The organism is Natronorubrum sp. A-ect3 (assembly GCF_041821125.1).
In the GTDB taxonomy this organism is placed as follows: domain Archaea; phylum Halobacteriota; class Halobacteria; order Halobacteriales; family Natrialbaceae; genus Natronorubrum; species Natronorubrum bangense.
In genome coordinates this window covers 310,307-336,341 of sequence record NZ_JBGUBB010000003.1, presented here as the reverse complement: position 1 = coordinate 336,341, position 26,035 = coordinate 310,307, and the positions used below count along the sequence as shown (strand labels likewise).

Here is a 26,035-nt window from a genome sequence, read left to right as displayed (position 1 = left end):
CTGCGAGGGTTGGAGATTGCTCGGCGCAGTCGAACAATATACTGCATTCACCAACAGAGACAAGGGCCAGATTTTTCGCTGCTATGTCATCTACGTATCAGATCGTTTATTACATTCTAGAGTGCTATTCTCACCATGCAATTCAGTCTGGGCGACGCAATCACTGAGGCGTTTGAGCGATTAACCACCTCTGCTGGGGCGATCTTCGTCGTTGTGCTAACCGTAATCGGAATTATCCAGACCGCAGCCATTCAGGATCTCATTCGTGCGATGCTCGAAGGGTTTCTTGCAGTCCTAAATGATCCCGAGTTCAGAGAGCAGGTCGCCGCTGAGGACCTCCAAGAGCTTGAAGCAGCAGAGCAAGAAATCAATACTGTTATTGGCGAGTTATCGCTTTCGGTCGGATTGAGTCCCGGTTTAGCCGCTCTTGTTTTATTGCTGGCGTTCATCTTATCCATCGTCATCGTTGTAGTCGCCATTGACACCTTCACAAATAGACGGGACTCACTCGGAGGGATCCAGACACCACGGATTGGCTGGAAGACACTCAATCTATTTGTTGGGTGGATTGCGTTCGGTATCCTGTTCGTGATTGGACTGATTCTCCTGGTCATCCCCGGGATTCTGGTTGGAATATTCCTCGTATTTTTTGCAGCAGCCATTGTCATTGATGACGAGTCATTTATCTCAGCATTTGCTTCCTCCTTCCAGGTAGTTCGCAGCAATATTGCTGGAACCCTTGGCCTTGTGTTGCTGTTGCTGGGCACGTTCATTGGTTTAGGATTCGTTGGGAGTGCGTTTGGGGTGATTCTCCCGGAGATTCTCTCGGTTCTGGTGAGCAACTTGCTTACCGGCATCGGCCAGGTGTTTGCAATCGCACTTGTCGCTCTTGCGTATGCAGACGCGACGACCGAAGACCCGCAACCAGTTGACACTGATCCAACGGGTTTCACTGAGTCATAGCGTCGATAGCCAGAACAACTACGGGGTTCAATACGCCCACAATTCTCTCCAACGTACGTCTCTTGATCAACGAATACTGAGGTGAAATGCGTAGATTGATTATCTGTTTGATATAATTAACAAATCAGATGTCTGTACTTGGTTCCCTGTCAACCGCTATCGGGCGGCTCAAACGCAACCCAATACTGTTCGTCGGGGCGTTTATGTTAACGTCCCTTAGCGGATTAATGGTCCTCCCGAGTTTCATCGACCCGGTTCTTGGGAACGTAATTTGGCTTCCCTGGATGGCTATATGGCCGTTCCTTATCGCTGGGTTTCTCGGGATGGTCGTCGAAACTCGGACTGGGAGCACGACCCTCTCTACGTTCCTCAAACGGGGCAAGACGCACTACGTTAGTATGCTCGGTGCGACGGTTTTATTTGGGATAGTAATAATTGGAATCATGATTGTTTCGTTTATCATCTCGTTCGCCCTGATGATCGGATTGTTTGGAGCGGTTGCCTTGGGTTCGGTGATCGAAGAAGCAGCTCTTGTACTGCTTATCGCACTCGGGCTATTGTTCCTTCTCGTGTTCTTCGTTCCATACTTACTCGTCTACATGGTGTTCCAGTTCTATGATGTAGGAGTTGTAAATGGAGAACAGGCCGTCTCATCACTTCAACATAGTTACGACCTCGTTCGAAACAATCTGTTGAGCGTGGTGGGATACACGTTCGTTTTCTTCATCATATCTGTTGTCGGGTACGGCCCTGGGTATGGAATACTCTTCATTGGCGGACTGGAGATCACTGAAGCGGGTCAGTATGTAATCGCCTCCGAAACGATGTTCATCAGTGGGGGGATTCTTACACTAATTCTCGGGACGATTACGATGGCGCTGGCGTTTACGTATCACGTCTCGTTCTACGAATCGATTCTTCCTGAATCCGATCTCCATAAGAAATGACATTCTTTACTATTGAAATTCATTTAGTACGATACTCCGGGTACTGGTATAGCCGATTAGTGGACATGCGAACTGAACAACTTTATTACCAAGATGGACATGTCCGTATTCATGCCTAAAAGGAGCGAGTTTGAGGAGTGGCAGGCGGGGGTTTTGATGACTATTGGTGCCATCCTCGTGGGTGCGATTTTTGCAATGATTTTTGTCCGCGTGTTTGGAACGTTTGGTGTCTATCTCGGCTTCGCAGGCGGTGTTGTAGCAACGTTTCTGTTTCTCTCTTTCGTGCTCTATGGCCGGTAATTAGAACATCTGTACTTACCGTTCACCGGGATGCAAAGAGAATCTGTGAGGTATTCCATGACAGCCACGTTCTCCTTTGGAGTTACCCCACGAGTCAACTATCGATTTCACTTGTGGGGTAACTACCTGGCAGATCAGCTTCGACGCCACAATCGCTGCATCCGTGTTCGGAGTGATGATGGCCCCTCATCTTTCTCGGAAGGTGACTCAGTGGTACCCTCGAGGTCGCTCTCCTGCTGTTCAACGATCGATCGCAACTGCTGACGCTCTGCTGTGAGTTGTTCGATTTGGTCACGTTGATCTGCAACGATCTGCTCCAACTCGTCGATACGGGCCTCGAGAAGGCCGTTCTTTTCCTCGAGGTACACTTGATCTCCTCCTACAGAGCCCGGTTCCGCGGTACCACCCTCGGGAGTAGAAGCAGTATCGGAGTCAGTAACAGCAGCATCCACTGACGTCTCCACAGTAGATGTTGTCGGCTCGTAGAAGTCATCTGTCGTAGCAATCGCGCGCTCGAGGGTCTTCTCTCCGTATGTCGATCCATCGGCGTGGTGAACGTCGTCCCATTTCCCTCGGATAAGCCCTGACTGTCGAAACAGACGATCCATCTGCAGCCGGTTTCCACCGGTCCAGAACGCCAGCAGACAGCACAGTGCCATATCGGCTTCTGACTGACTGTCGTATCCACTGGTGTTCCCCCGCCACAGCCGGTCGAATTTTTCCCCGTTGCCCGCCGAGCGAGCTTTCTCGAGCAGTTCCTCGTCCTCGAGGCCGAGGGTCTGGTTCTGACCCGAGTCATCACGTCGACCGCCAGTAGTAGCGTCGATACCGTCGTCGGTATCGTCTTCAGCGACGAACTCCTCGTGAACTGCCTTGAGGGCGTCCTGGCGTTCGTTGATCGACATCGGTGTCCCGTCGACGTGGTCTGCAGTCACAGTGAAAAAGCGAGACTGATCGTACATCTCGACACCGCCACGCCGGTTTCGCCCGCCGGGGAAGTCGCCATGAATGATGACGTGATAGCCCGTACCAGATGGAGAGACTTCCGTATAGGACTCGAGTTGCTGGACGATCCTCTTTGCTTCCGGATCTGGTCTCCCAGTCTCTGGATCTCGGCACTTATCCAGGTCGATGCCGACGAGTGGATCCGTCCGCGTGAACACGAATCCGATTCCATCTGCTCTACCAGTAGATGCATACTCGAGAGCCGTCTCGAGATCACTCCACGTACGGTCATCCGTCGACGATGCAAAGTCGCCGGTCTCCGGATCAACTGGAATCTTCGTCGGGTCACCGTTTCGGTTCTCTTCTCGCCAGCAGATCCACTGCTCGCGAACGCACATCTCTGTCGGTAACATTGTCTGCTCAATCATAGGTACAATAGCCAGCATCCCTCGCTACCGCTCGTTCTATTACAGTGGATGACTGGCGCTGTTTTCCAGTCCAACAAACCGTTCTCGAGATGATTGTAGTAGAGAAGGAGAGGCACTCGAGGTGTCACACAGCGGCGCGGGTCCTCCTCAATCCATCGGCCATCACTGGTTCCAACAGGAGTCTCCTAGTTCTTTTTCACTGAACAGTTTTCCCCAACGGTTTGAGTATTTTGCTAGTCTTGAGTTGTGACTCTGTGATGAAAACAACCAACGAACACCGCCGCAAATCGCATCACAATTCTATGAGTGGATTCTGATATTTTGAGTTCGGATTCTCATCGTTTGATAGCCCATCGGTTAGAGAGAGCCAGCGGCGTTTGCACCGTCGTACCCTAGCCTTTCTTTGGACGATTTTGGAGGTGCAGAACAGGCTAAAACAGGCTCAGATCGACTAATAGCCCCGTCGGGCACTTCTTAGAGCGTACTAAGGAGCTCGACGAAATTTGGATTTGAGTCTAAACCAGGGATTGTACCCGACGGGGCGGTAAGACTCTTAAAATCGAAAGAATAGAGATCAGAACGAGACTGAAACCGGTCACTACAAAATAACCACAAATGACGGCACCTATGCTGTTACTGCTGGGAATCCACTTCATCTACCGATATCGAGCAATACAGTGGCTGGAAAGAGCATGACGGGACCCTAAGCACATCGACTCGTCTCTCTCACCCAATATATAGAAAATATGGTAATAGTACTATGAGAATCAAGGGTTAGAAAATGCCACATGATTGAGAATTGTACAAGTGAAAACGAGATCTATATCCTGGTTAGTGTGTAATATAATGACTTGCATAGGCTTGGGAAAGGGCGGTACAGGGAACTCACATGTCAGTATCACTGCCAAATTTTCTGAAGGTCATCAGAAGTGGCTTGCAACATTCAGAGGATGAGTGCAGCACGACGATCCATTTCTTTCACACCGAAATTAGCGAACTATCCGCACACTACACGTACGAACCTAACAGAGAAATATTGAATAGGTGTTTATACTTTGTCTCAAATAGAAGTCATATGAACCAGTGGACTCTCTATCATCTCTTAATGGGAATTATTGGCCTTAGTGTTGGATTCGTAGGATTTAGCGAGATTCTCTTGCAGGGAATCAGTCTCGGAACTTCACTGATGGCTGTCGGTGCTCTTGCTATTCTTGCTCAGGCTGGATATGCTCTCTTTATAAAAGAGTCCTCGGAACTTACAGAATGGCAGAGTATTGAAATTGCTGCTATTAGTGCGATACTTTGCTCAGTCGGAGCACTACTTCATATTTTCGTATAAGTGTCAGCGGTTTTGTCTCTTTCTCCTGTACCGAGCGTTCGCTCCTTTGCATTGATCGCGCTCTCCCTCGTGCAACATTCGTGCCCCGTATCTTGCACGCCCCTAAAATTCCTCTCCGGTAGCCCCCATCTCGTTCAGTTGGTCGTACATCTCATCTGGGAAGGGGAGACTTCCCCAGATGGAGTATGGACACTGTTCTTGCCCAATGCAGTAGCGCTGTATATCATCGTTGTCGCAGTTCATTGGAAGCGGGGTGTCGCCACCGATCGTATTCGAGAACTCATAGCGAATCTGGTAGTCGGTGACCTGTTCGTCGTACCACGGCCACCGCGAGAAGACGTCCTTGAGATCCGAGACAGTCGTCTCGAGGTCGCTATCCTGGTACTGTGGCAGCCACATTACCATCCGGGCGAAGTTGTACAGGTCCTTCCGGACAGGTTTCTTCTCGTGGAGGCGGTCGGCCATGTTCGCCATACAGGGAAGCTCAAACAGGTCCTCGATTGACTCGACGGTGAGCGGCTGGACGCCACGCGAAGACTCCTGAATCCGATAGTGGTTCGTATTTCCGTGCTGTCGGATAGTGAGGCTCCGGTGGTCGCGCTGGGATGCAAGGAGATTCCCCAGGCTCCGGGGACTCGAGATACGATTACACACATCCCGTTTCCAGTCCGCTTCCGGATCGTACGCCTCCACTGCTTCAAACAGCTCCTTCGCCGAGTGGAACGCTCCCAGCATGGCGACTTCGTCTGGAGCGTCTCGAATTGCGTCCTGAAGCACACGAATAGTTCGCTCACCGGGGTCCCAGTCTCGCCAGATTCGTTCGTGGTGTCCTGTCTGGATGAAGCGGTCGATGCGCTCTGTGATGGCCGATTCATTTGTCGTCAGCCACGTGAGCTGGTCTTCAGAGAAGTTCTCCTCTTGGACTCGCAGGAGCTTCTTGAACGCGCGTCTGGCGTACTCGCGATACTTTGTATCGAAATCACCGGCTGGCACGTAGAGACAGTTGTTCTTGACGCGAGTGAGCAGTTCCCCGGTCTCTCCTGTCTCCTTGTCGGCGTGAACGAGGCAGTTCCTTGACGCCGCAGCCATCGGGATTTCGAGGTACAACCCCTCACCGAACTCGGGCATTTCTTTGATTCCTGTACAAACACGGCCGGGGTGTGGACCATCCTCTCCAGGGGCTTTCGCGTACAGCACCTCTGCGATATCCTGTTGAAGATTCTCATCGCCGAACTCTCGAAGGAGAGAGGCGAGATTGTTGACGTACAGTTCGCGAATATCGTAGAGGACCTGCACCTTTCGCGGTGGAGCGTGCTCGAACTTCGGGTGTGCCTTGACGCAGATCGCGCTCAACGTCGCGAGCACGGCGAGTGTTCCCGGTTCGTCGACGAAGGGCTCTTCTGCGGCATTGGCTCTGATGTCTTCTTTGAATGCGGCCGTCCCGAACCGCTCGAGGTCGTTCAACAGGTCTTCTGGTTGCTCTTCGCCATCGACGATGTAGCGATTGTAGCCCCGCGTGAACAGCTGGTTGATCCGCGTCGTGCCGTATTCGAGCGGGAGCGTCGCAACGCGGTAGGCGGTACGCTCGTCCTTGACAGGGGTCGACCGGCTCATTCCTGGAGCACCTCCGGTGTTGCAGACCGAACGTCGAAGTTCGGGCTTTCGATCGGCGTGACGATACTACAGACGTCAGCATGCAATGAATAGGGTAGCCGGGCGACCCGACGGCGGTCGGCGGTAACCACGGGGTCGATAGGTATCTCATAGGTGTCTTGCAGAAGGTCGTTCAGCACTTCCCGACTCTTGGCATCGTACCGATGAGCGAGATCAGTATCGAGGAGATAGACGTGAACGCCCTGGCCGCTGTACATCACCATCGTCTCCTTGGCGTTGAAGTCGTCCTCGAAGATCTCTCGCACCTCGAAGCCGTACTCGATGGTCCGTCCGATATCCTCGAAGCAATACGGGTAGCCTGCTGGGTCTGCTTCGAGAATACCCGCGGCCTCGAGCAGTTCCTCACCATCCCCCGAAACATCCTCGTCCGATACTGCTTGCGTTGCTCGCTCTCGAGCTATCGTTTTCGCGTCGATATCGACGAGGAGTACCCATGGCCGTTCCCAGTGATCGAGGGCGTAGTAGACCGCATCAGGACATGGGTCTGGTTTGTCGAGCAAGTCGGGATCTGCGAGCGCGAAGTCACTCCGACCGAGTGGATCGTTGCGTGCTGGATGGTGGATGAACTCGAGGACGTCGTCGAAGTTGTGGAACGCCGCCGTGGTCCACTCACCTGAGACGTTCGTCTGCCGCGTATCTCGTCGGATAAAGTCCTTGTCAGGGACCCCATCTTTCCGGACCGGGTGGGGGTCTCGAAACGCAAGCGCGTACTGTTTCGGCCCCTTCGCTGTGATGAACGACGGGAGCTCGTCACAGTACGAGGGGAACTCCTCGGTGTAGTACCTGTAGATCTCTTCGCGAGTTGCTTGGCGCCACGTCATGAATTGAACTCCTGGTCTAGTTTGTTGAAGCTCCGAATCGTCGTCAGCCCAGCTGCATCGAACGATTCAACGGCCTCTCGAATGTCGGAGAACGATCGGGCTGTACGGCCACTCACACTACGTTCTATCCGATCGGCCTCTGCGAGACAGTCTAATACCTCCACGGCTGTCTCGCGTCTGTTGAACGCCCAGACAGCGTTTGCGTCCACCGCACTCTGCTTATCGTAGTCGTCGACTGGCGCGTGTTTGTTGTTACTCTCGAGTTCGGCTTCACCGACCCACACGAGTTCTCCGTCAGCATCGAAACCGGCAACGTCGAATATCGTTCCCCTATTGTACTCGTAGTAAGATTCGACCTGTTCGACGTCTTCGTGGGAGTCTAACCACAGTTCGAGCAGTTTCACACCGACCTTGTGCGGCGTCTTTTCGCCGATATCTCCCTGACCAGGGCCGACCTTGAGCTTCTGGCCGAGCAGTTCACGCCCTGCCGGAAGGACGGTGTAGTACTTCCGACCGCACGCTCGTCTTTCCTCGAGCAGGTCTTGGTCGACGAGCCGTTGCACGTCCAGGTCGTCAAAGTCGTTGTTGAACGCACTCATCGAATCCAAGAGTGTGTAGTCTGATGAGTCGCCATTCATGACGTCGAGGATTCGAGTCAGGAATCTAACGTCGTCATGAGTGAGCCCGCGCCGTCGAAGCTCGTTATCCGGGACGGTTACACCACCAGCCTGTACTGGCGACTGTAATGGCGACGATCCGTTCTCATCGACAGTTGTCTCCTCCGCTTCAGCGGCTGGCACTTCTAACGCAGTTGACTCGGGATCTCCAAACAGTGAGGTGGTAGTGTCCGCTTCTTTCTCTCCGTCTTCGCCGGCTGCTGAACCACTGGTTGCTTGTCCGATGAACGACGACTGCGTCGAGTCCACAGAGCTAGCCGAGTCTGTGAAAGTCGACCGTTCATCGTTCGGTCCACTTCCCCATCCTTCATTGTCGGCTGCCTCTGATTTGCTTGGGGCTTCAGTAAGCCCGTACTGGGTCTGTGTTCGCTCCGACAGTCGAGGGAGGGCCACGGTCTCGAAGTGGTCCTCCTGTTCGACAGAGAGCGGTTCGTCGCTCTCTGGATGGCCGGCTGCTATCGGGAGCGGCTTCACCGAGAAGGGGGCTGGACCTGTCTCCCCGAATGACGGGCTCGGGAGTTGCGCAATCCACTCTCCGCTGGGGAGCGTGTTGATCCGATTTCGAAGGTCAGTCGGGCTCAGGTCTTCGTGGGCCAGCGACTCAGCAAGGTCACGTTCGATGGAGATGTTCCCGATGAGCTTCGTTTTGATGTTGTTGAGGACCTCGTCGTAGGCACGCTCGCTTCGATTCCTGACCTGTCCGGGAAACTGCATCACCAGTCCCATGCTCAGGCCGAACGACCGACCTTGGGGGAGCAGCTGCTCGGAAACGAGTTTCGTTGAAGCGACGGGGGCTGCCTCCTCGATGATCAGGTTGGTGAGATTCTCGTAGTCTGTCTTCCCATCACGTCGACGCACCCGCACCGCGTCCCAGAGGTTACTCAACAGGAGGAGGGTAATTGCTCGCTGAGCCTCCGGCCGGAGATCACCCAAGTCGAACAAGATTGTGGCATCTTCCTCGAGGAACTCGTGGAAGTCGAATCTGTTGTCGACGTATTCGTCGCCATTGCCCTGTTCCGGAACGTGACTGAAGATACGCCGTAGGTGTGCGTCCTCTCTGAGCTTGTCGAGGCGATTCCCAACGGCGTCCATCGACACCTGGAATTGCCGATCATCTTTTTCGAAGTGGCGCGTAAGCGACTCCTCGACATTTTGATTCTCGGCAGCGACAGGAGGGACTGTCCGCTCGCGTTGCATCTGGAGCGCAGCCGCAAAGAGATCATCGAGGCCGAAGGCGTCACTACCGTATTCCTCATCGAAGAGCGCCTTGATGAGGTAGCTGAGGATTTCGTTGGCGACGAACGCCTGTTCGTACTTTTTACGACCCATGACCATCCGCATGATGTCGTGGAAGTGATCGACCTTGTCTTGGATCGCATCCCCGCGCCTCCACCCCGCTTCAAGTGTCGAACGGATATCGAAGAAAGAGAAAGCAGGGAGTGTTTCGGGAACGCAGAACTGATAGGTGTTGTCCAATCCGCTGAACCGTTCGTAGTGACAGCGAAGATAGTTCGCACACATCCCGTCGCCTTTCGGATCGACGATAATAACCGGTCCACCTGTCGTCTCTCTGAGAGACAGCGCATCATTGATGATGGCCTTCGACTTTCCGGCCCCAGTTGATGCAAACCTGCCGTAGTGTCTGGTTAAGAGATTTGGCGGAATCCGTATCGGATCTGGTTGGATAGTACTATTTTCATCAAGTGCATACCCGATCGCCATCCCCTCACGGAACTGGGCCATTAAATCGGGATTCGGTCGGGGCAGTGGATTGCGACTGCGCTGTTCTGAACGCGCTCCACGAGAGCCCTCGACCGTCAAATCGTCACCGCTTGGAACAACGATCAAATTCGCGAGTTCATCTGCATTGAACACAAGATCTAACCGCTTTTTCCGGCCCCCAGTGACGATTTCGGCAGTGAGAACTCGTTCGAGATGGCGCTGCGCTCGCTTGGCTTTCTGCCGATCGAGGAATCCTTTCTCTCGAACGCGCCGACCAAAGAGTTCGTAGAACGGGCCATCAAGCGGATCCAACGAAGCCTTCAACTGGTCGAGTTCTGCCCGAATATCGGTCTCATCCGGTCGAGCCATCGCAACCGCCCGTGCATTGACCGTAAACGTTCGCCGCGGGTGTTTGCTGTCGATCCGCTGAATCCGATCTTCTGTCTCCCGAGACAGTTCCCGATCGGCAGGATCAGCGTCTACAGGCTCAAACCATGAGCCAATGAACTCTTCTGACCACGTATCGCGCCCCTCTTTGAGATTTGACTGGCGGATTTCAGCATCGTCTCGCCAGTCGGGTTTGCGTTGCCAGAGAATTTGATAGACGGTCGGCGCCGTCATCTCATGGAGTACTTCGACAACGGCAGACAGTGGTGGGCGCTCTGACTCGTACTCTTCATCGGGCTCGTCGATCACAAACGGCGTGATCGTCGTCATCCAGTCAGTTTTGCGTCCGGCTTTACCGAGCCATTCGACACCAAACGGTGTGTGCTCTATCCGTTCATCGCCTCCATCATTCTCATCAATCTCTTTCAAGTTGGACTCGGCCAGATCAGCCGAACGTGCGCCGTCCGAAGTCTCCTGCTCCGCTTGTTCGGAGGTATCTTCGTTCGAGACTTCCGTCTGCAATCCGAGCATCGGCTCAAGATCGAGTTCTGTTCGCGCCACGGTGAACGTGGTCGGGTAAATCGACTGGAGGCGCTTTTCAAGTGTTTTGAGGTGTTCTTCCTGGTTGACCCCATAGTAGAACTCTACTGGTGCATCAGGACCTGCAGAGACAGCAAGGAATTCGAACGTCGGTGGAGCTGTGTCCACTCTGGGACTCAGCCGGCTCCAGAAACTCTCTGCCGCTGGGTTCGACAGCTTATGAAGGCTCTCGAGGGTGGCCGGAATATCCGACCGGCGGAGTGACCCCGATGTCGGCGTCACCTTTAGATATTCGTTGTTACTCATGGTCTGACTCACCTCCGTGCTTACCGCCATCGGTCTGTGGTGGAGTTGAGACGTGGTGTGAGGTTGCTGGATCAGTATTCATAGATAGCTCTGTAGGTGTGTCTGCTGAACGGCCTGGCAACTCTGCCTGAGACTGGGCTTTCGGATCGAAGTCGATCACAGCCGTCTCGTCGTCCATTGCTCGAACTTCGATTCCCCGCCACTCACCATCGACGCCGACGAGTGCCTCCGAATAGCCCGTCCGGTCGTTGCCGGGAACGGCCTCCTGGACGAAGCGCATCTGTGCCGAGTTGAGGCCGAACTCGTTGGCCCACTCGCGGTCCATCCCGTCTAGGTGGTGGAACTGCTTGATCGCACACTGGTCGATGATCGCCTCGGACTCTGGATGCTGGAAGAACTCGTCGACGGTTTGGGTCACGAGTCGGATCGAGAGGTTGTGGTGACGATGATGTCGGAAGACGATCTCGAGGTACTCGAGACTCGCTGCGTCCTGCATGATGTACCGAGCCTCGTCGATGACGAAGACGACCTCTTTGTCCGTCTCCTTCGCTCGCTCGTAGACCAGCGAGATCAGCAACTGCATGACGAGACTCGTGCTCCCACCGAGACTTCCTTCCTGCTGGGCGAGGTCGAGATAGATTACCTTCTCGTCGCGGATGTCGAACTCTGTCTCTCGACCCAGGTTTTCGTACCGGCCGTCTTCTGCGAACGGGCGAAGCTGATCGATGAGCCATGTCGCGTCTTCACCGATCTTCGTCGCTTCCTCGTCCGTCCGTACGACGTACTCCGTCGGTGCCTCGACCATCTCCTCGAGGATATCGAGGACGTCCCGCATCGTCGGGCTCTCGTTGTGATGAGTCGCGATATCGTCGGTGATTCCGTTGCGTGAATATGCACGCTCGATCGCGGTCTCCAACGTCGTCCGGCGGTCACCAAGTGTGATCCCCCGAAGTGCGAAATAGTTCGAGAGGAAGCTCATCACGCTATCGAGCTTTTCGCGATATGGGCTGGCGTCCTTCCCCATCGCCCGCTGAACGCGCTCGGGAGTCGGCTTGATCTCGAGTGGGTTCAATCCCATCTCCCCGCCGATTGTGATTCGCTCACCACCGAGGGCTTCAGCGACGCCGGCCCAGTTATTGAGTGGCTCGAGGATGATCCCAATTCGATCCTCGCTTTGTTCGATCGAGCGGATGAAGTTCTGCTTCGAGCCGAACGATTTCCCAGAACCAGGGTCGCCGATCGTGAACATCGCATAACCGTTCTCTCGAGCGAACGGATCGATGACGACCGGGCTCTGGTTCTTCCAGTGCACGCCGAACTCGACGCCGCCATCCTCGAGGATCGTGGCGTTGTGTGGCGACGCGAGCAACGCACCGACCGCACCCCCAAGCGCTGTGGCCTCCCGGCCGAACGGGTTGGGGCCGATCGGGGCTGCAGCCTGGATGGCGAGGTCTTGCTTACAGATGGCTGTCTTCGGCGAGAGTCCAGCGGGTTGTTCACGAAGCCGGCTCCGAACTGTCCGGACAGCGTCACGAAGTTCGTCACGCGACTCTGCTCGAACCGTGATGAACATGCCTTGCTCGAACACCCGACTTCCATTCTCGACGCTCTTGTACGTCGATAGCGCCTCGTTGGCCCGCTCCTGAAGATAGCTCCCTCGAACAGTACTCTCGAGGTCAGCGTCAGCCTGAAGATCGTCGGCAACCCGCTGGAGTTCGTCTCGAGCTTGCTGCTGGCTCTTTGGTGTGATATGGACCGTCAGATCGAACTCGACGTCCGTGAGCTCGAAGAGTTCGGTCAGATACCCGTCTTTCGGATAATCCGGATAATCCGCGATGTAGAGTGTGGAGGTCCACTGATCACCGACTCGAGCGGTACGCGTATCCCACTCGATCGCCGCTGGCGCAATCGCCTGTTGATGCTGTTCAGCGATATCGTCGAGGAATTCCCCCTCCTCGAGACCGTCTTCGACGGTTGTCTCCTCGAGAAGATCGATCAACTCGACTTCTTCGACATCTTCGGCTCGCCAGTAGTCCCATGCGATTTTTACAAGTAGCGTGACCAACGCTGTCACCCCAATGTAGACGGCGAATCCGGACTGAGTTGCTGGGTCAGGAAGTAACCCCTGGACCTGCTCACCAATCGAAAGCGGGAGCATATCGATCATTGATCGACCCTCCGTTGGTGGTCAACCGTTGGATGATCACGGATTGCATCCGAACCGTCATCGTACTCGTGTTCCTCGCCGTTCCAGAAGTCCATCGAGAGGACAAAGAGTTCGACCGTCGTCAGTCGATGAGCTGACCAGCCTGCTGCCTTCTGGATGAACTCCGTCTGGAGACCGTGGCAGCGGTTCTCGAGTTTCTCGAACATCGCGGCTCGAATCTCCGCGTCGGTCATGTCGTTGCGACGGGTCACGAACGGGTTGAACAGGAAGCCAACCACCGGAAACGAGGTGAGTTTTTCCGCAGGTGATTGTTCGTCCTGATACCGGTCGTAGACCTCGAAGGGATCAACTTCGACGCCGATGAAATACCGTACTTGTTGGGTCCCCTCGAGGTCCCGCGGACGTTGCTCGCGATACTCCTCGAGTAGTTCTTTGAAGATTGGATTCTGCTTGACGTCACTATCGGTGAGTCGACCGTCGATCCTGTCGATCAGTTTCCCGACCGGGAACGAGCGAGTTGTTGCGTGGAATTTGAGTGTGAAGTCGAGTTCCTTGTTCGCGAACTCCTCGCCGAGTTGCTGGATCTGTGCCCAGTCGCCGGACATCGCGAAGTCCATGTTCCCGGGATCGATCTCGAGGTAGGCCTCCATCGCGCCATCTGAGCGCTCGATTGCACCGGCACCAGGCCACGCTCGCCTGATGTTCGTGAGATCCTGTGTTCGCTCGTCCGGTTTGAACGGCGTATAGCTCACGAGCCCGCCCTCGGTACTCGCTTCGGTGGGCTCTGTCGTGGCCTCCGTGCTGTAGGTGAACTGAGGCCGCTTGCAGTAGTGGCGGTAGACGTCCCCCAGCCACGTCGACGCCGGGAGATGGTTGGGTGATGCGTAGACGATCGATCCGCCGAGGACAACACCGAGGAGGACGAACGGCAGAATCGCACCATCGAGGCCCGTGAGGCCACCGAAGAGGAGGCCACCGATCGGGAACCCAAGAAGGACATACACGTCACCTTCTTCGATATTCAAGATCGGAATCCGACTCTCTTCACCCAGTTCGTCCATGATTCGACGGCCAGCTGCATCGTGATCTTGCGTCATTCAGTAGTACCCCGGATCGTTCTCGGTGCGACGGTACGCCGGGACGCCTTCCTGGCCGTACGCGTCTGTCGCAACGTTATCGTGGTCGGTTCGTCCTCCGCTGCCGCTGCTCGAGTTTCCAGACTGTTGGGATGAACCACCGCCTTGGCGCATCTTCGACGCAGCCGTATAGCCAGCAGCCGCTTTCGGCCCCCACGCCGCAGTCGTGGCTGCGGCAGCAGGGCCTGCAACAACACCGGCCCCAACGGCTGCGCCAGCCGTCACAGCACCTTTGGTCGTTGCCCCGATGATCTTCGTCGTCATCGGACTGGCATACTTGAACAGCTTCCAGACGATGATGATCGAGAGAAGTGGCAGTGTGACCGCGATAAGATAGCTCAGGAACGAACTATCTGGAACGAGCGCGGAATCAGTTCCCTCACTGAAGAGCAGCTCGTAGCCTTTGAACAGCAGTGCTACTGGGAGCGGCATGATCGCAAGTGGTGCAAACTTCATGCAGACCGTTCTGGCAATATGGGAGACAACAGGAAGGTTTCCGTAGGCCAGAGCGATGCCGATCGGCATCGCGTAAATGAGGATGTACAACATGATTTCCCGGAGGAAGAAGAGGGCCTGAAGGATCCACATCGCGACAGCACCAACCCCCGTAAGAAAGAGCGCAAGAGCTGGGTTAGAAACCGTCAACGAAAGCAGATCAATCATCGTGTCCGTGACTACCGAAACGTCTGGAATAAGTGCAATTGTGAAGCCATCAATCAGATACAGAGCTAGAACAGCGATCCAATACCAAGTTACGATCAGAAACGCGCCCGTCCAAGCACTTCGCTTCGTCTTTCGAGTCTCGTACGCACTACCGATATTGAAGATTCGAATGGTGTGTCGCCCTTGGACACACATTACGAGTAATAATAATGCGACAAGCATCATCTCACCAGCAACGAGGCTACTATGGATCTCTGCCCAGGGAGTGTTCGATGGAACACCGAAGACGAATCCGCCGTCAGTTTCCGGTGTTGGCGTCCCAAAAACTTGGGCTGTGACCGCATTGTAGCCATCTGTCAGTCCCTCTTGGAACCATTCGATAAGTTTGTCAATCGCGTCTTCGAACCATTTAATCCCGATATCTGAGAGAGACCATGCCAGTTTCATGCAGTCTCCTCAATTTCGATTACGCAGTCCTCCGAATCTGAACTGAGGTAGTGTATCAGGTACTCGAGAGTGATGTCCGCTGCATCGTGGATTGCAAAAAGGTGGACAGTGAACTGCCCATTACGACCGACTGAATTACACTTCGAGCGTGTACCAGCTGGTGAGAAGGGCCGTGAATTACTGTAGACCAGAACTGTTTCACCAGCAGGGATTGTTATCGAGTCAGCGTCCGCTCCGAAATCGTTCTCTGGGTCATAGATACCACTCTCATCGTTCTCATCGTAGCTTTCGTGGGTCGGAAACGGGACATCGCCTTCGAATCGAAGAGCGGTAACTGCAGTCGGGCCGGTTCCTTGGTTCGTCACAGAAAGGATCGCTTCGGCATCGATCTGAGAGTCACTCGCTCCATCGTACATCTCCTCGGGATGGTCTCGACCCAGTCGAAGCTCTGTTAGCTTGAGGTCCGGTTCGAGCGAAACTCGTACTGCCTCGACTGACTCCTCATCCGCGAGGCCAATAATTTCGTACTCTCCGGGAGAGTAGTCTGTCCCAACGTCGATCGATACCTGGGACACCCCCGATTCAATCGTTTGCTGTGAGAACAGATCACCAGAGGGGGCGATTACGTTCAGCTGATCAATCTCATCTCGCTCAAGTTCGATCACCAGTTCGAGTCCGTCAACATCGACGCTCTGGATAACATCTCCAGCACTGTCAGCTGACCTGTCGTCACTGCCATCGCCCGAACTGGTGCAGCCGGCAAGTCCGGTACTAATCCCGGCAAGAATACTTCCAAGAGCTGTGCGTCTGTGTATCGTGTTCTGTTGATTTGTCATAACGTATCTCTCATTTGTAGAAAGGTGCCAATTCGCTTGGCAGCGTACAGCGCGACTGCAAACGGGAGTGCATAACGAACAACGTCGACTAAGAGCGTGAACCAGCCTGTCGGCGTCGCCAACGGATGCCACGTCTCTGTAGCAGTATCACCAAGGTATGCTGGGCTGTGTGACCGCCACGAGCCGGGGTGATACTCTGCAGTGTAGATTCCGGGTTGAGTGACGGTCACTTCAGCAGTGCCGGTGATGTCCGTTCGGACCTGCTGATCTCCAATCGTGATGTAGCCTTGGCGTGACTCGTGGCCGATAAGTGAGAATCGTGGGAGATCAAACGGATTCTCGAGCATGATCGGCGTTCCCGTCTCTGCGTCACGAAGTTCGACCTGGAGCGTCACAGCGGTGGCATTCGATTTGATGATCTCAACGGAGAGATCACTCTCACGGATCTCTCGTTCTGAGCCACCGTCGGGTTCGACGATATCTGCGGAGACACCGCGAACGATCCCATCAACAGCGACCGCATCCCGCTCGATGTCCTCGTAGCGAAGGGCAAGTCCGTCCGATCGCGTATAGGCCTCAGAAACCACCTCGATATCGATGTTCTCGTGAATCGCCGACTCGGGCGAGGAACTCTCTGTTCCCCACACCTCGAGGATATTCGGCCCATCTCGGATTGGTTCTGTCCGCGGACCTAATTCGGACGGGTATGCATGCACATACACTGGGAGTGCATCAGAGGTGACCGTCTCTCTACTCGCTCGAGTCGAGTGCGTGAGTTCGTCCCAGCCGGTGTCGCGAGCAGTGTAGTATCGCCACACACCACGGACCTTCGCTTCGCCATCATCCGAAAGCGTGTAGCCATGCCACGGTTGATCCTGGTAGATCGCGACTCCGCTGTCGCCGTTCGGATACGATGCATGATAGACCGTCGCCTGCAGATCGTAGACTTCGATGTCGAGATCCTGAGAGACGATCACTTGGTCGGTGACCAACTCTGTCTCGTTGCCGAGATCTTGCTCAACTCGAGCAGTGATATCCGCCTCGAGGGTGAGCGTTGCTGACCCACCGTGGTCGAACGCATACTCGAAGGTGGGTGTCTGCGTACCTCCGACGGTCTCGATGACGTCATCATCATGCAGAAGTCGAACTTCGTCGATACCGTGGTTTTGGACTGACGAGTTGCTATCGAGACGGACTCGATAATCGACAAATCCTCGCAGCGTGCCTTCTGGGGCGATGTAATGAACCGTCTCGTTGGCGTCGAGATGTGTTCTCGTCGACGGCTGGACCGCGAACGTCGTTGCATGGGCATCGGCGATGAGTACAGAATCTGTGAGTTCGGCATGTGACGGATAGATCGACGTCTCTGTGTCACCGCCCTCGAGTGATTCGTAATCGTATGCTGTCCAACGCTCAGCCGTGTCTGGCGGCTCTTTGAACGTCAGATCCGTGCAGTCTCCGAGTTCCTGCATGGCTGTTCGCGATTCGTCATAGCGCTCTGCGTACTCGGCCTCGCTGAGACATTCGTTCGGAGCCTTCGACCACAGTGTCGCCGTCTCATTGACGTCCAAATCACTCTCGTCGGTTCCTGGTCGCGGTGGATTTTCGGCACTCACAGCCACACTAGCGAACGCAAGCGTAGCGACAGCAAGAACGACGACGGCAACCACGACAGGGGTCTTCTGATGCACGGACTGTGATTATCGCTGCAAGTGTTCTGAAATTACCACGGCACGAGATTGACACACTCCGCGAGTGGAAGCCCCATCGCAGCGCCAGCAACCGTATACAACGGCCCAAGGATTACGAGAATAACCGCGGACTTCAGCGCTGTTCGCTTGTGCTGTTTGAGGCTCTTCTTCTGTTCGATATTCATCGTAAACATCTCAACAAGCGAATCAGCCTGCCACACTACGACCAATCCCATGATACCGAGAGCGGTCGTGATTTGGAAGAACCCAGAGATCATATCTGGTAACCCTTCCGCATCACAGACGACACTGTCCTGTGCAAGAACAGGGTCAACGGCAACGATCGAGAGCATAACGAAGGCTGCAACCCCACTACGCAGAACTCGCTGTCTGCGGGCACTCGAGTCACTCCGCTCGTCTGTACTTTGATTCACCGTCGTCATGGAGAGATGCGCCTGAAGTAATGTCGATCAGAATCGTGGCACGGGTCAGGGAAAACGGCACTATCTCTGGAAGTACTTCCGTGAAGTCGTATTGGAGAGAATAAATTCACTCTATGCAATATGTTTTGCATTTGATTACCGAGAGTTGGTCTATTGAGACCGAGTAAATATCTTCTGTATTTCTTAAATGTGTGGTGAAAATAGTTATCTGGCTGCTTACTTTTATTGACAGTCAGAAAATTAGAAAGAGGGAATGAAATTCAAATTTTTAGATATTTAACGCCAGAATATCTACTCGAGTTATCCCACAGAATGATGTGGTCGGATCCTGTGGGGAAACTATGAGTAACGGCCCAGCAAAGCCACCAGCTCCAGACCTGCCAACATACTCTCTTAACCCACTCGAGGGTCAGTCCCCAAATCGACTCGAGGGAGTCTCGGAATAGGCTACGGACTCGTAGCGTGGAAACAAGCGAAGTGTGATCACGAACTCGAGCAAAATCGCGCTGAAGAAGCGATTGGCCGTGTCTCAAACACGCTAGAGTAGCAGAATCTTTGGTCTCTTGGTTGCCAAGTGTGAGCTCAATCTCCCGGTGAACACGGTGTCTGAAGCGTGTGAACGTATTTCAGCTTTCTCACACACTGTTAATCGGAATGGAACTTTTGTCCGTCCGTCTCGAGAGCAAACTCCTCTGCAAGATCAACAATATCGTAGACGTGAATCCCGGACTTGAACCACAGCACCTCATCACTCACTTTCTCGACATCGGTCGCCGAACACTCGAGTCGGCAAACAGTTCCACACCACGCGCCCCCGTGCCATCAAGCATTACGACGATAGCCCGATCACGAAAGGCAGTCTCCACATCGGTCCGGATGGTTCTCTCGAGAGCCATCTCCACACGCGTGGTGACGTACTCGAGCAACGTCTCGCGGTCTTCTTGAGACCAATACTGACGCTTGCGCTTCCCGTCGTCCTCTGGGAGCGGGTTCATCGCGGTGTTCGTGTTCGCCGGATTTGACTCGAGGTGTTGCTCTCGGACGGACCACGAGAGGAACGCCCGGACGTAGGCGAAGTAGTTGTCGACGTTCGAGGCCTACCTGGAGTGATCCCCCACACCACCACTTCCGCTGTTAGGAGTGAAAACAACTGCATCACTCCCTCTTCGAGGGGATGATTTGGATCCGGTGATAACAGCGTGCAGTTATGGTTATTGTGTAGAATAGTTAAAATTACCTTTAGTATCTAGAAAGGTCGCAACAAGGATTGACCTGCCGCTCTCTCGACTGAGCAACACAAACAGCGGAAGCGATGGTGTGTCTCCCCGCCTAGTATCCCCCGACAACTCGTTGCTAACAGCGGAAGCGGTGGTGTGGGGGTCTTCTCTCCACCACTCGAATCACTGAATAGTTCCAACAGCGGAAGTCATGGTGCTGTATAGGCTTCCCCAACGCCGTCACTTAACAGCGGAGGTGGTGGTGTCTCTGTTCTCTACCGCTCGAGTTTTACGCGGAGTTGGGAGAGATTGACCGATTTGTGCCCTTCGTACCGGATGACGCGCTCGCCTACGTCCTCCAGCTCAGGGCTGACGAAGTCCACCGAGAACTGCTTATCCAGTTCGTGGTGGTAGGGGACCCGAGCGGTTCGACTCACCTGAGAACTCGAGGTGCGAATCAAAAATCGACAAGAAGCATCACGGAAAACGCCAGAAGATGCCGGTTTTTACATCGATGACGGAGGGTATAGGATGATATTTACACTTCGAAGGCGGGGTGTGAGACGCATGGCTTACACATCGATGGTGGGGTGTGGAGAGAATAGTGACAGGGTTATGTCATTCGGGCACACAAGCAATCAAGAGGAGGCTTGATTTACACATCGATGACGGGGGGAGGGGGTGAGCTTTGAGACACCCATCTTGTCATTCACCATCATGAACCAGTTAGCTGAAAGAGAGGGCGCTGTATCTCGCACGACTCACTCAACCTATTCAGCAAGTGTCACAGACGGCGTGTGAGATAGAGTGCAGTAAAATCACCATCACTTCAGACCAGTATCCGACCCCGAATCGCTAGATTGGCCCGATATACAGACTTATTGTCGAATACTGTAATCGGTATACCGTGTCAATCAAGCGGTCGAAACCGATCGATCGGCTATACGAGGAGGTAGCCGAATACGATCTCGTCATCGTCCCCGACGCCCCGTTAGCAAGTGCACTCAATCGACGCCTCGAGCACCCCCACTTCGGCCCGTTCGCGATCACACCACGCCGACTCGCGGCTAGACGTCGAGAGACAGCAGAAGACAGGCTGGCCTTCCTCGAGGTCATCAGTCAAACCGATCTCAACTGGAAGCAGGCGGCCTATGCGATCGGGAACGTACTCCAGTGCTGGGAGTATCAGGGCAGCCCCGATGCAATCCTCGAGTACGATGCGTTCGATACACCGGAAACACGGACTGTCGTCGACTGCATCAAATCACTCGAGACGACGTCGCGAACGCTCACTGAGTATCAGATCGACCGCGAGGAGTACGATTCAGTGGCCGTCATCGGCGAACGGCAGCTGACGAATCTCGAGCGATCAATCCTCCCCACGGAATACGACGCTGTCGACCGGTTCTGCGACGACGGATTCGAGTTGCCTCCCGTTCGAATTTTTGACTCGCCGGCAGCAATCGTCGATGCCGTCCTCGATACGGTCACGCCAGAGAACGCCGAAGATATTGCAGTCGTTCTCGATGCGAGTAGCGAGTATTCGCCGCTCATCGAGGCAGCGTTCGAAGCCACAGAGATCCCATACTACGGTGGGCCATCGTTTACCGACGATCAGGACCATCGAGCCGTCATCCAGCTTCTCCGGAGTACGATTTCGGGATCCGATACTCGTATCGGGACCGTGAAACCGCTCCTAACCCGTCTTGGAACGACTATCGACGTCGAACACAACGAAAAGCGTCTCTTCGAGGTCGATGACCCCGAGCTCAAGTGGCTTCATGATTTCTGCGATCGAGCAGCAACACTCACCATCGGCGACGCACTAGACACCTACGAGAAACGCGCTTCGTGTACGCTCGAGACGTTCCGAGCGGAACTCGAACAGCTTGGACTCCTCAACGAACCGATCACCGAAGATGCCATCGACCGACTCACGTTCTATCTCGAGACCTACGACGTCCCAATTGATCGGGAAAACGACGGTGTCCTGCTAGCCGATGCGAAATCGGCGTCGTTTGTCGATCGACCAGTCGTCTTCTACCTCGGCCTTGACGAGCGTTGGACGCACAAATCACCGCAGCGACCGTGGGTCGATCGTGACGAAGAGTTCGACCGGAATCTCGACCAGTTCCAGTCGCTTCTTCAGAGCGGTGTCGATCAGTACTATCTCGTTCAAGACACCGCTGGTGGGGCGCCCGTAACGCCATGTCTGTATTTTGAAGACCTCCTTGATGTCGAGTTCGAACGCTTCAGCGATTTAGAGTCGATTCGGTATTCGCGGACGTTCCGATCGACGGACGAGGGATTCAACAAGGAGCCAATCGACGTCGACATCGAGCCAGAGACGGCACTCAGCCAATCAAGTCTCAATTCGTACGCCAACTGCCCTCGAGACTACTTTTTCGGACGGCTCGTCGACAACCCTGACAAGGATTATTTCCTCGAGGGGACTCTCTTCCACGACTTCGCAGAGTTCGTCGTCAACCATCCCGAGTTCGTCGATGACGCTGTCATCGAGGAGGTCACCGATGTCATGCTCGAGGAGACACGGCCATTCCACCGTGACGTCGATCTCGCCACGCGACGGACGAAGTATCGCGTTGGCCTCGAGACGATCGTCGACTATCTCGAGGAGAACACGCCGTCGGATACCGACTTCCTCACGCCCACACGTAGCAGTGAGAATTTCTTTGCGACATACTTCGACCGACCAGTTGATTCCCCAGCGACCGAACGGTGGTTCGAGGACGACGACCGTGGAATCAAAGGGAAGATCGATCTCGTGCAGTCGCCGACACAGCTGGTCGACTTCAAAAGCGGCAACAAGAAATCATCGTCGCAGGTACTCAAACGCGCAGCAATTGAGCCACCGAGCGATCAGCCGAACTTCCAGGCGTTGCTCTATCTCACCTACTATCGGAGCCAGCGGCCAGACGAACAACTCGAGTTCACCTTCTTCCACTTCCTCGAGACGCTCGACGACGTCGTCACAGGAGAGGGGACTCTCGATGAGTGTCTGACCACGATTACGTACCATCCAATCCCGTTCGACGAATTCGTTCAGTCACGAGCCGTCTTCGAAGCGCTTCGGGAAGAGGCACCGAACGATTGCAACAAGACGTTCTCGAAGACAAGCTACGAGGAGTATCGGGCAGCATTCGACGCGCATCAACCACCCAGAACACGAGATGCAGATGAGATGGCCGATTCACCGTTCGGGAACGCACTTCTCGAGCGGATGATCGAGGCCGTCGGTGACTACAAGTACGTCACAAATGGCTGCATGCAGGCATTCAGACACCTGTGTGGCTACCGAAAGGAGGGCTACTTCGTCGAGGATCTCGACGAATTCGAGCGGTTCATTGATGCCCAACTCGAGGAACTGAACCGATATCGCCGCGGCGACTCTCGATTCCCCGTCGAAGGACGAGCAGGTGAGCCGAATTACCGATATGTGGACAACCGAGATATGATTCTGACCTCAAAACGTGCGACCGATGACCCGGCCGACGAGACGGAGGTGACCCGATGACGGCACCGAATCCGAAACAGCGGGAACTCATCGAGAGCACAGAGGGGCTGTATCTCGTTGATGCCGGCGCTGGGACCGGCAAGACGTTCACAGTTACCCGCCGCTACGCGAATATCGTCTCCCAGGACGACGTAGAACCGGATGATGTCCTGTTGATCACCTTCACCCGCAACGCAGCGACAGAGATGAAAGACCGCATCGTCGCCAACTGTGACTACGATATGCGGGCGCTGAAGGACGCACCGATCCAGACGTTCCACAGCCTCTGTAACGATATCCTCGATCAACACGGCTTCCACGCGCCCACACATCTGGGGATCGATGATGCAATCACTGGCTCAACACAGGTCCTTGAGAACAAGACGATCGAGCGTGAGTACTTCCAGGAGTTCATCAACCAGTTCACCGACGAGCATTCGGAATACGACGACCTGTTCCGATGTCTTTCGGAACCAACAGAGCTGCTGGATCTCATCAACAACCTCGCAGCCAAAGGCGTCTTCCCGACCGCAGACGGCTGGTATCGTGACAGTGATCGATATCTCGAGGGCGACTTTGGCGCGTTCCAAGAGCTGTTCGACGAACTGAATCAGCCTCGAAACGGCGGCAGTAAACAGTCGACGCTACGGTCGAAACTCGGTCAGTATGGCAAAAACAAGTGCTATCTCCCTGATGCACCCGATCGATCGGAGCTGCGAGGGCCACGTGGCACAAAGGCCGTTCCCGATGAGGTCGCCGAGCGAGCCTTCACTGAAGACCGCGAGCATCTCATCGAATTCGTCCATGATATCTACATCGGGTATCTGGAGTTCGCACTCCGGCGAAACTACCTGAACTTCTCGTTCCTCCAGCTCTTCGCGTTCGTCCTCCTCTGTGAGGATGACGAACTCCGCAAGTCACTGGAGTTCGAGTACGTGATGATCGACGAGTTCCAGGACTCGAGTGAGATCCAGTTCAAGCTCTCGCTGCTACTTGCTGGAACGGACAACGTCTGCGTCGTTGGCGACTGGAAACAGAGCATCTACTCGTTCCAATACGCTGCGATTGAGAATATCACCGAGTTCGACTCACGCCTCGATCGATTCACGACCGACCTGAACGATGACGCCGAGCGCGTTTCGTTCCCACTGGAGCCGATAACTAGGATCGAACTCGAGCAAAACTACCGCTCGACCCAGAAGATCCTCGATTTCTCGGAGCACGCTCTCGTCACCCCAGCGAGTAGCCGCGACGCAATCGATCGAGAAGCGATCCGCGAACAGGTCGTCTCACTGTCCTCAAACACAGAGCACGAACACTCACAGATCGAAGCGTTCCAACACGACGATGAACACGAGGGAATCCTGACAAAGGTTCAGGAGATCGTCGGGAACGACGCCTACGCAGTCGAGGACGATGGTGAGCTCCGTACTCCTGAGTATGGCGACATCGCAGTGTTGACTCGAACACGCGACTTTGGTCGAGACCTACTGTCTGTCGCCGAGGAATACGAACTTCCAACGGCGTATGAGGGTGGAATCGAGCTCTTCCGAACTGATCAGGCCAAACTTCTGCTTGCCTGGTTACGTATCCTCGAGACCGACGCGGACAGAGGCTGGGCGGTCGTCCTCGAGCATGCTGGCTACACACTCGACGAGATCGGCCACATCCTCGAGCACGAGGCCTACCCAGAGAATATGGTGGCGTTCCGCACAGAGCTTGCAGCCCTTGAGACCACGAACGCCATTGCACGACGGATATTCGATCGGTACGGGTACGACGGGTCGACAGCGGACGTGATCCTCACGACGATCCAGTCGGTTCACAGCGCGACGACGATGACGCTCGGTGATCTGATCCGATTCATCGAACAGGGGATCGAATCTGGACACACCGAGGAGGTACACGCTGCAGCAGGGACCAACGCGATCACCGTCCAAACGATCCACTCGGTCAAGGGACTCGAGCATCCAATCGTGATCCTCGGGAACATGAACAGCGGGAAATTCCCGCCTGCTGGCGGACAGGATGGGACGATCACGTACTCCGAACTCACAGGGCTTCGCCAGCGCAAGTGCTATGCTGAGGCCCATGGCGACCCCCACGTCTATGATAATTGGCGGACTGACGTCCTGAGACGGTGTCAGCCAACGGAGGCCGACGAGGAGCGCAGATTGCTCTACGTCGCGATGACGCGAGCAAAAGATCACCTGCTGTTTTCGGCTGGCGACGACCCGAATACGTTCCTCGAGGAGTTGCCTGTCGATATCGACCCACTCGAGCCAGCAGTCGACATCGACAGCGCTCGAGACACGCTGCAGTCACAGTTGACCGTGTCGATCCCACAGCCGGACGGTCCTGACGGATACTCGCCTCACTCGCTAATGGGCGACGAGGTCTACAAAGATGTGGAGGAAGGGAGAGGACGAGAGTTCGGTTCGTCAGTCCACGAGTTCGCCGAACAGTACGCTCTCGGAGGAGACGTCGTCCCTCAAAACGACGACGAACGGAATATCACGGAGCTTCTCGATTCGCTCGAGGGTACTCTCAGGGTCGAAGAACAGGTGTATCTGCCACTCGAGAGTGATGGTGATCAGGTGACGATCTCCGGGGTTGTCGACCTCGTCCATGTGACATCCGACCGGGTTGAGATCATCGACTACAAAACAGATCAGGGGCGTCACGCAGAGTCGGAATATCGAACGCAGCTTAGCGTGTACTATCACGCACTCGATGAGTGGTTCGAGGGTCGAGACGTGAGTGCCGCAATTTACTATTCGGCGATGGACAGCCAGGTCGAGATGGAGCCGCTCTCAAAAGAAGATCTAGCGGAACTCCTTGAAATCCGAGAGTAGCAGCAAGGACGTTTTCT

The 26,035-nt window shown here is 54.7% G+C and carries 18 protein-coding genes; 6 read left to right on the top strand and 12 right to left on the bottom strand.

The features are described 5' to 3' along the window. Positions 1–135: 135 nt before the first annotated feature. The 3 genes from ACERJA_RS13545 to ACERJA_RS13535 all read left to right on the top strand — a co-directional run bounded on the left by ACERJA_RS13545 (position 136) and on the right by ACERJA_RS13535 (position 2,210). Entirely contained in the window at positions 136–963 is an 828-nt protein-coding gene (locus ACERJA_RS13545; RefSeq protein ID WP_373608794.1) for a hypothetical protein, read from the top strand. A 128-nt stretch (positions 964–1,091) separates the two neighbouring features. Next, a complete protein-coding gene (locus ACERJA_RS13540; protein ID WP_373608793.1) occupies positions 1,092–1,910 on the top strand; it encodes a hypothetical protein in 819 nt (272 codons plus the stop codon). Between the two features lie 93 nt (positions 1,911–2,003). Further along, entirely contained in the window at positions 2,004–2,210 is a 207-nt protein-coding gene (locus ACERJA_RS13535; protein WP_373608792.1) for a hypothetical protein, read from the top strand. A gap of 134 nt (positions 2,211–2,344) precedes the next feature. Here ACERJA_RS13535 and ACERJA_RS13530 read toward each other — a convergent pair whose 3' ends face one another. Next, entirely contained in the window at positions 2,345–3,583 is a 1,239-nt protein-coding gene (locus ACERJA_RS13530; protein ID WP_373608791.1) for a hypothetical protein, read from the bottom strand. A 1,075-nt stretch (positions 3,584–4,658) separates the two neighbouring features. Here ACERJA_RS13530 and ACERJA_RS13525 point away from each other — a divergent pair. Continuing rightward, positions 4,659–4,922: a hypothetical protein gene (locus ACERJA_RS13525; protein WP_373608790.1), complete on the top strand. Its 264-nt coding sequence runs from the start codon at positions 4,659–4,661 to the stop codon at positions 4,920–4,922. 102 nt (positions 4,923–5,024) lie between these two features. Here ACERJA_RS13525 and ACERJA_RS13520 read toward each other — a convergent pair whose 3' ends face one another. The 11 genes from ACERJA_RS13520 to ACERJA_RS13470 all read right to left on the bottom strand — a co-directional run bounded on the left by ACERJA_RS13520 (position 5,025) and on the right by ACERJA_RS13470 (position 20,086). Continuing rightward, positions 5,025–6,536 (bottom strand): primase-associated protein, encoded by a 1,512-nt coding sequence (locus ACERJA_RS13520; protein WP_373608789.1) that lies wholly within the window; start codon positions 6,534–6,536, stop codon positions 5,025–5,027. After that, the gene (locus ACERJA_RS13515) at positions 6,533–7,417 is read right to left on the bottom strand and encodes a DNA primase (RefSeq protein WP_373608788.1); all 885 of its coding nucleotides are present in this window, start codon (positions 7,415–7,417) and stop codon (positions 6,533–6,535) included. The genes ACERJA_RS13520 and ACERJA_RS13515 overlap by 4 nt, the downstream gene beginning before the upstream one ends. Continuing rightward, positions 7,414–11,049 (bottom strand): ATP-binding protein, encoded by a 3,636-nt coding sequence (locus tag ACERJA_RS13510; RefSeq protein WP_373608787.1) that lies wholly within the window; start codon positions 11,047–11,049, stop codon positions 7,414–7,416. The genes ACERJA_RS13515 and ACERJA_RS13510 overlap by 4 nt, the downstream gene beginning before the upstream one ends. Next, positions 11,042–13,216 (bottom strand): VirB4 family type IV secretion system protein, encoded by a 2,175-nt coding sequence (locus tag ACERJA_RS13505; RefSeq protein ID WP_373608786.1) that lies wholly within the window; start codon positions 13,214–13,216, stop codon positions 11,042–11,044. Before ACERJA_RS13505 ends, ACERJA_RS13510 begins: the two co-directional genes overlap by 8 nt. Beyond that, on the bottom strand, positions 13,213–14,313 hold the full coding sequence (locus tag ACERJA_RS13500) for a hypothetical protein (protein ID WP_373608785.1): 1,101 nt from the start codon (positions 14,311–14,313) through the stop codon (positions 13,213–13,215). The genes ACERJA_RS13505 and ACERJA_RS13500 overlap by 4 nt, the downstream gene beginning before the upstream one ends. Beyond that, a complete protein-coding gene (locus ACERJA_RS13495) occupies positions 14,314–15,456 on the bottom strand; it encodes a hypothetical protein (RefSeq protein WP_373608872.1) in 1,143 nt (380 codons plus the stop codon). It abuts the gene before it with no gap. A 2-nt stretch (positions 15,457–15,458) separates the two neighbouring features. Beyond that, the gene (locus tag ACERJA_RS13490) at positions 15,459–16,298 is read right to left on the bottom strand and encodes a hypothetical protein (RefSeq protein WP_373608784.1); all 840 of its coding nucleotides are present in this window, start codon (positions 16,296–16,298) and stop codon (positions 15,459–15,461) included. After that, positions 16,295–17,968 (bottom strand): hypothetical protein, encoded by a 1,674-nt coding sequence (locus ACERJA_RS13485; RefSeq protein ID WP_373608871.1) that lies wholly within the window; start codon positions 17,966–17,968, stop codon positions 16,295–16,297. The genes ACERJA_RS13490 and ACERJA_RS13485 overlap by 4 nt, the downstream gene beginning before the upstream one ends. A 53-nt stretch (positions 17,969–18,021) precedes the next feature. Beyond that, complete coding sequence (locus tag ACERJA_RS13480; RefSeq protein ID WP_373608783.1) at positions 18,022–18,432, bottom strand: hypothetical protein; 411 nt, start codon at positions 18,430–18,432, stop codon at positions 18,022–18,024. Positions 18,433–19,184: 752 nt separating this feature from the next. Then, complete coding sequence (locus tag ACERJA_RS13475; protein WP_373608782.1) at positions 19,185–19,427, bottom strand: hypothetical protein; 243 nt, start codon at positions 19,425–19,427, stop codon at positions 19,185–19,187. A gap of 497 nt (positions 19,428–19,924) precedes the next feature. Beyond that, positions 19,925–20,086 carry a hypothetical protein gene (locus tag ACERJA_RS13470; protein ID WP_373608781.1) on the bottom strand — a complete coding sequence of 54 codons (162 nt, stop codon included), beginning with the start codon at positions 20,084–20,086 and terminating at the stop codon, positions 19,925–19,927. Positions 20,087–20,556: 470 nt separating this feature from the next. Here ACERJA_RS13470 and ACERJA_RS13465 point away from each other — a divergent pair, with 470 nt between their 5' ends. Together ACERJA_RS13465 and ACERJA_RS13460 are read left to right on the top strand one after the other, a co-directional pair. After that, positions 20,557–23,184 carry a PD-(D/E)XK nuclease family protein gene (locus ACERJA_RS13465; protein WP_373608780.1) on the top strand — a complete coding sequence of 876 codons (2,628 nt, stop codon included), beginning with the start codon at positions 20,557–20,559 and terminating at the stop codon, positions 23,182–23,184. Continuing rightward, positions 23,181–26,018: a UvrD-helicase domain-containing protein gene (locus ACERJA_RS13460; protein ID WP_373608779.1), complete on the top strand. Its 2,838-nt coding sequence runs from the start codon at positions 23,181–23,183 to the stop codon at positions 26,016–26,018. Before ACERJA_RS13465 ends, ACERJA_RS13460 begins: the two co-directional genes overlap by 4 nt. The last annotated feature ends 17 nt before the right edge of the window (positions 26,019–26,035 follow it).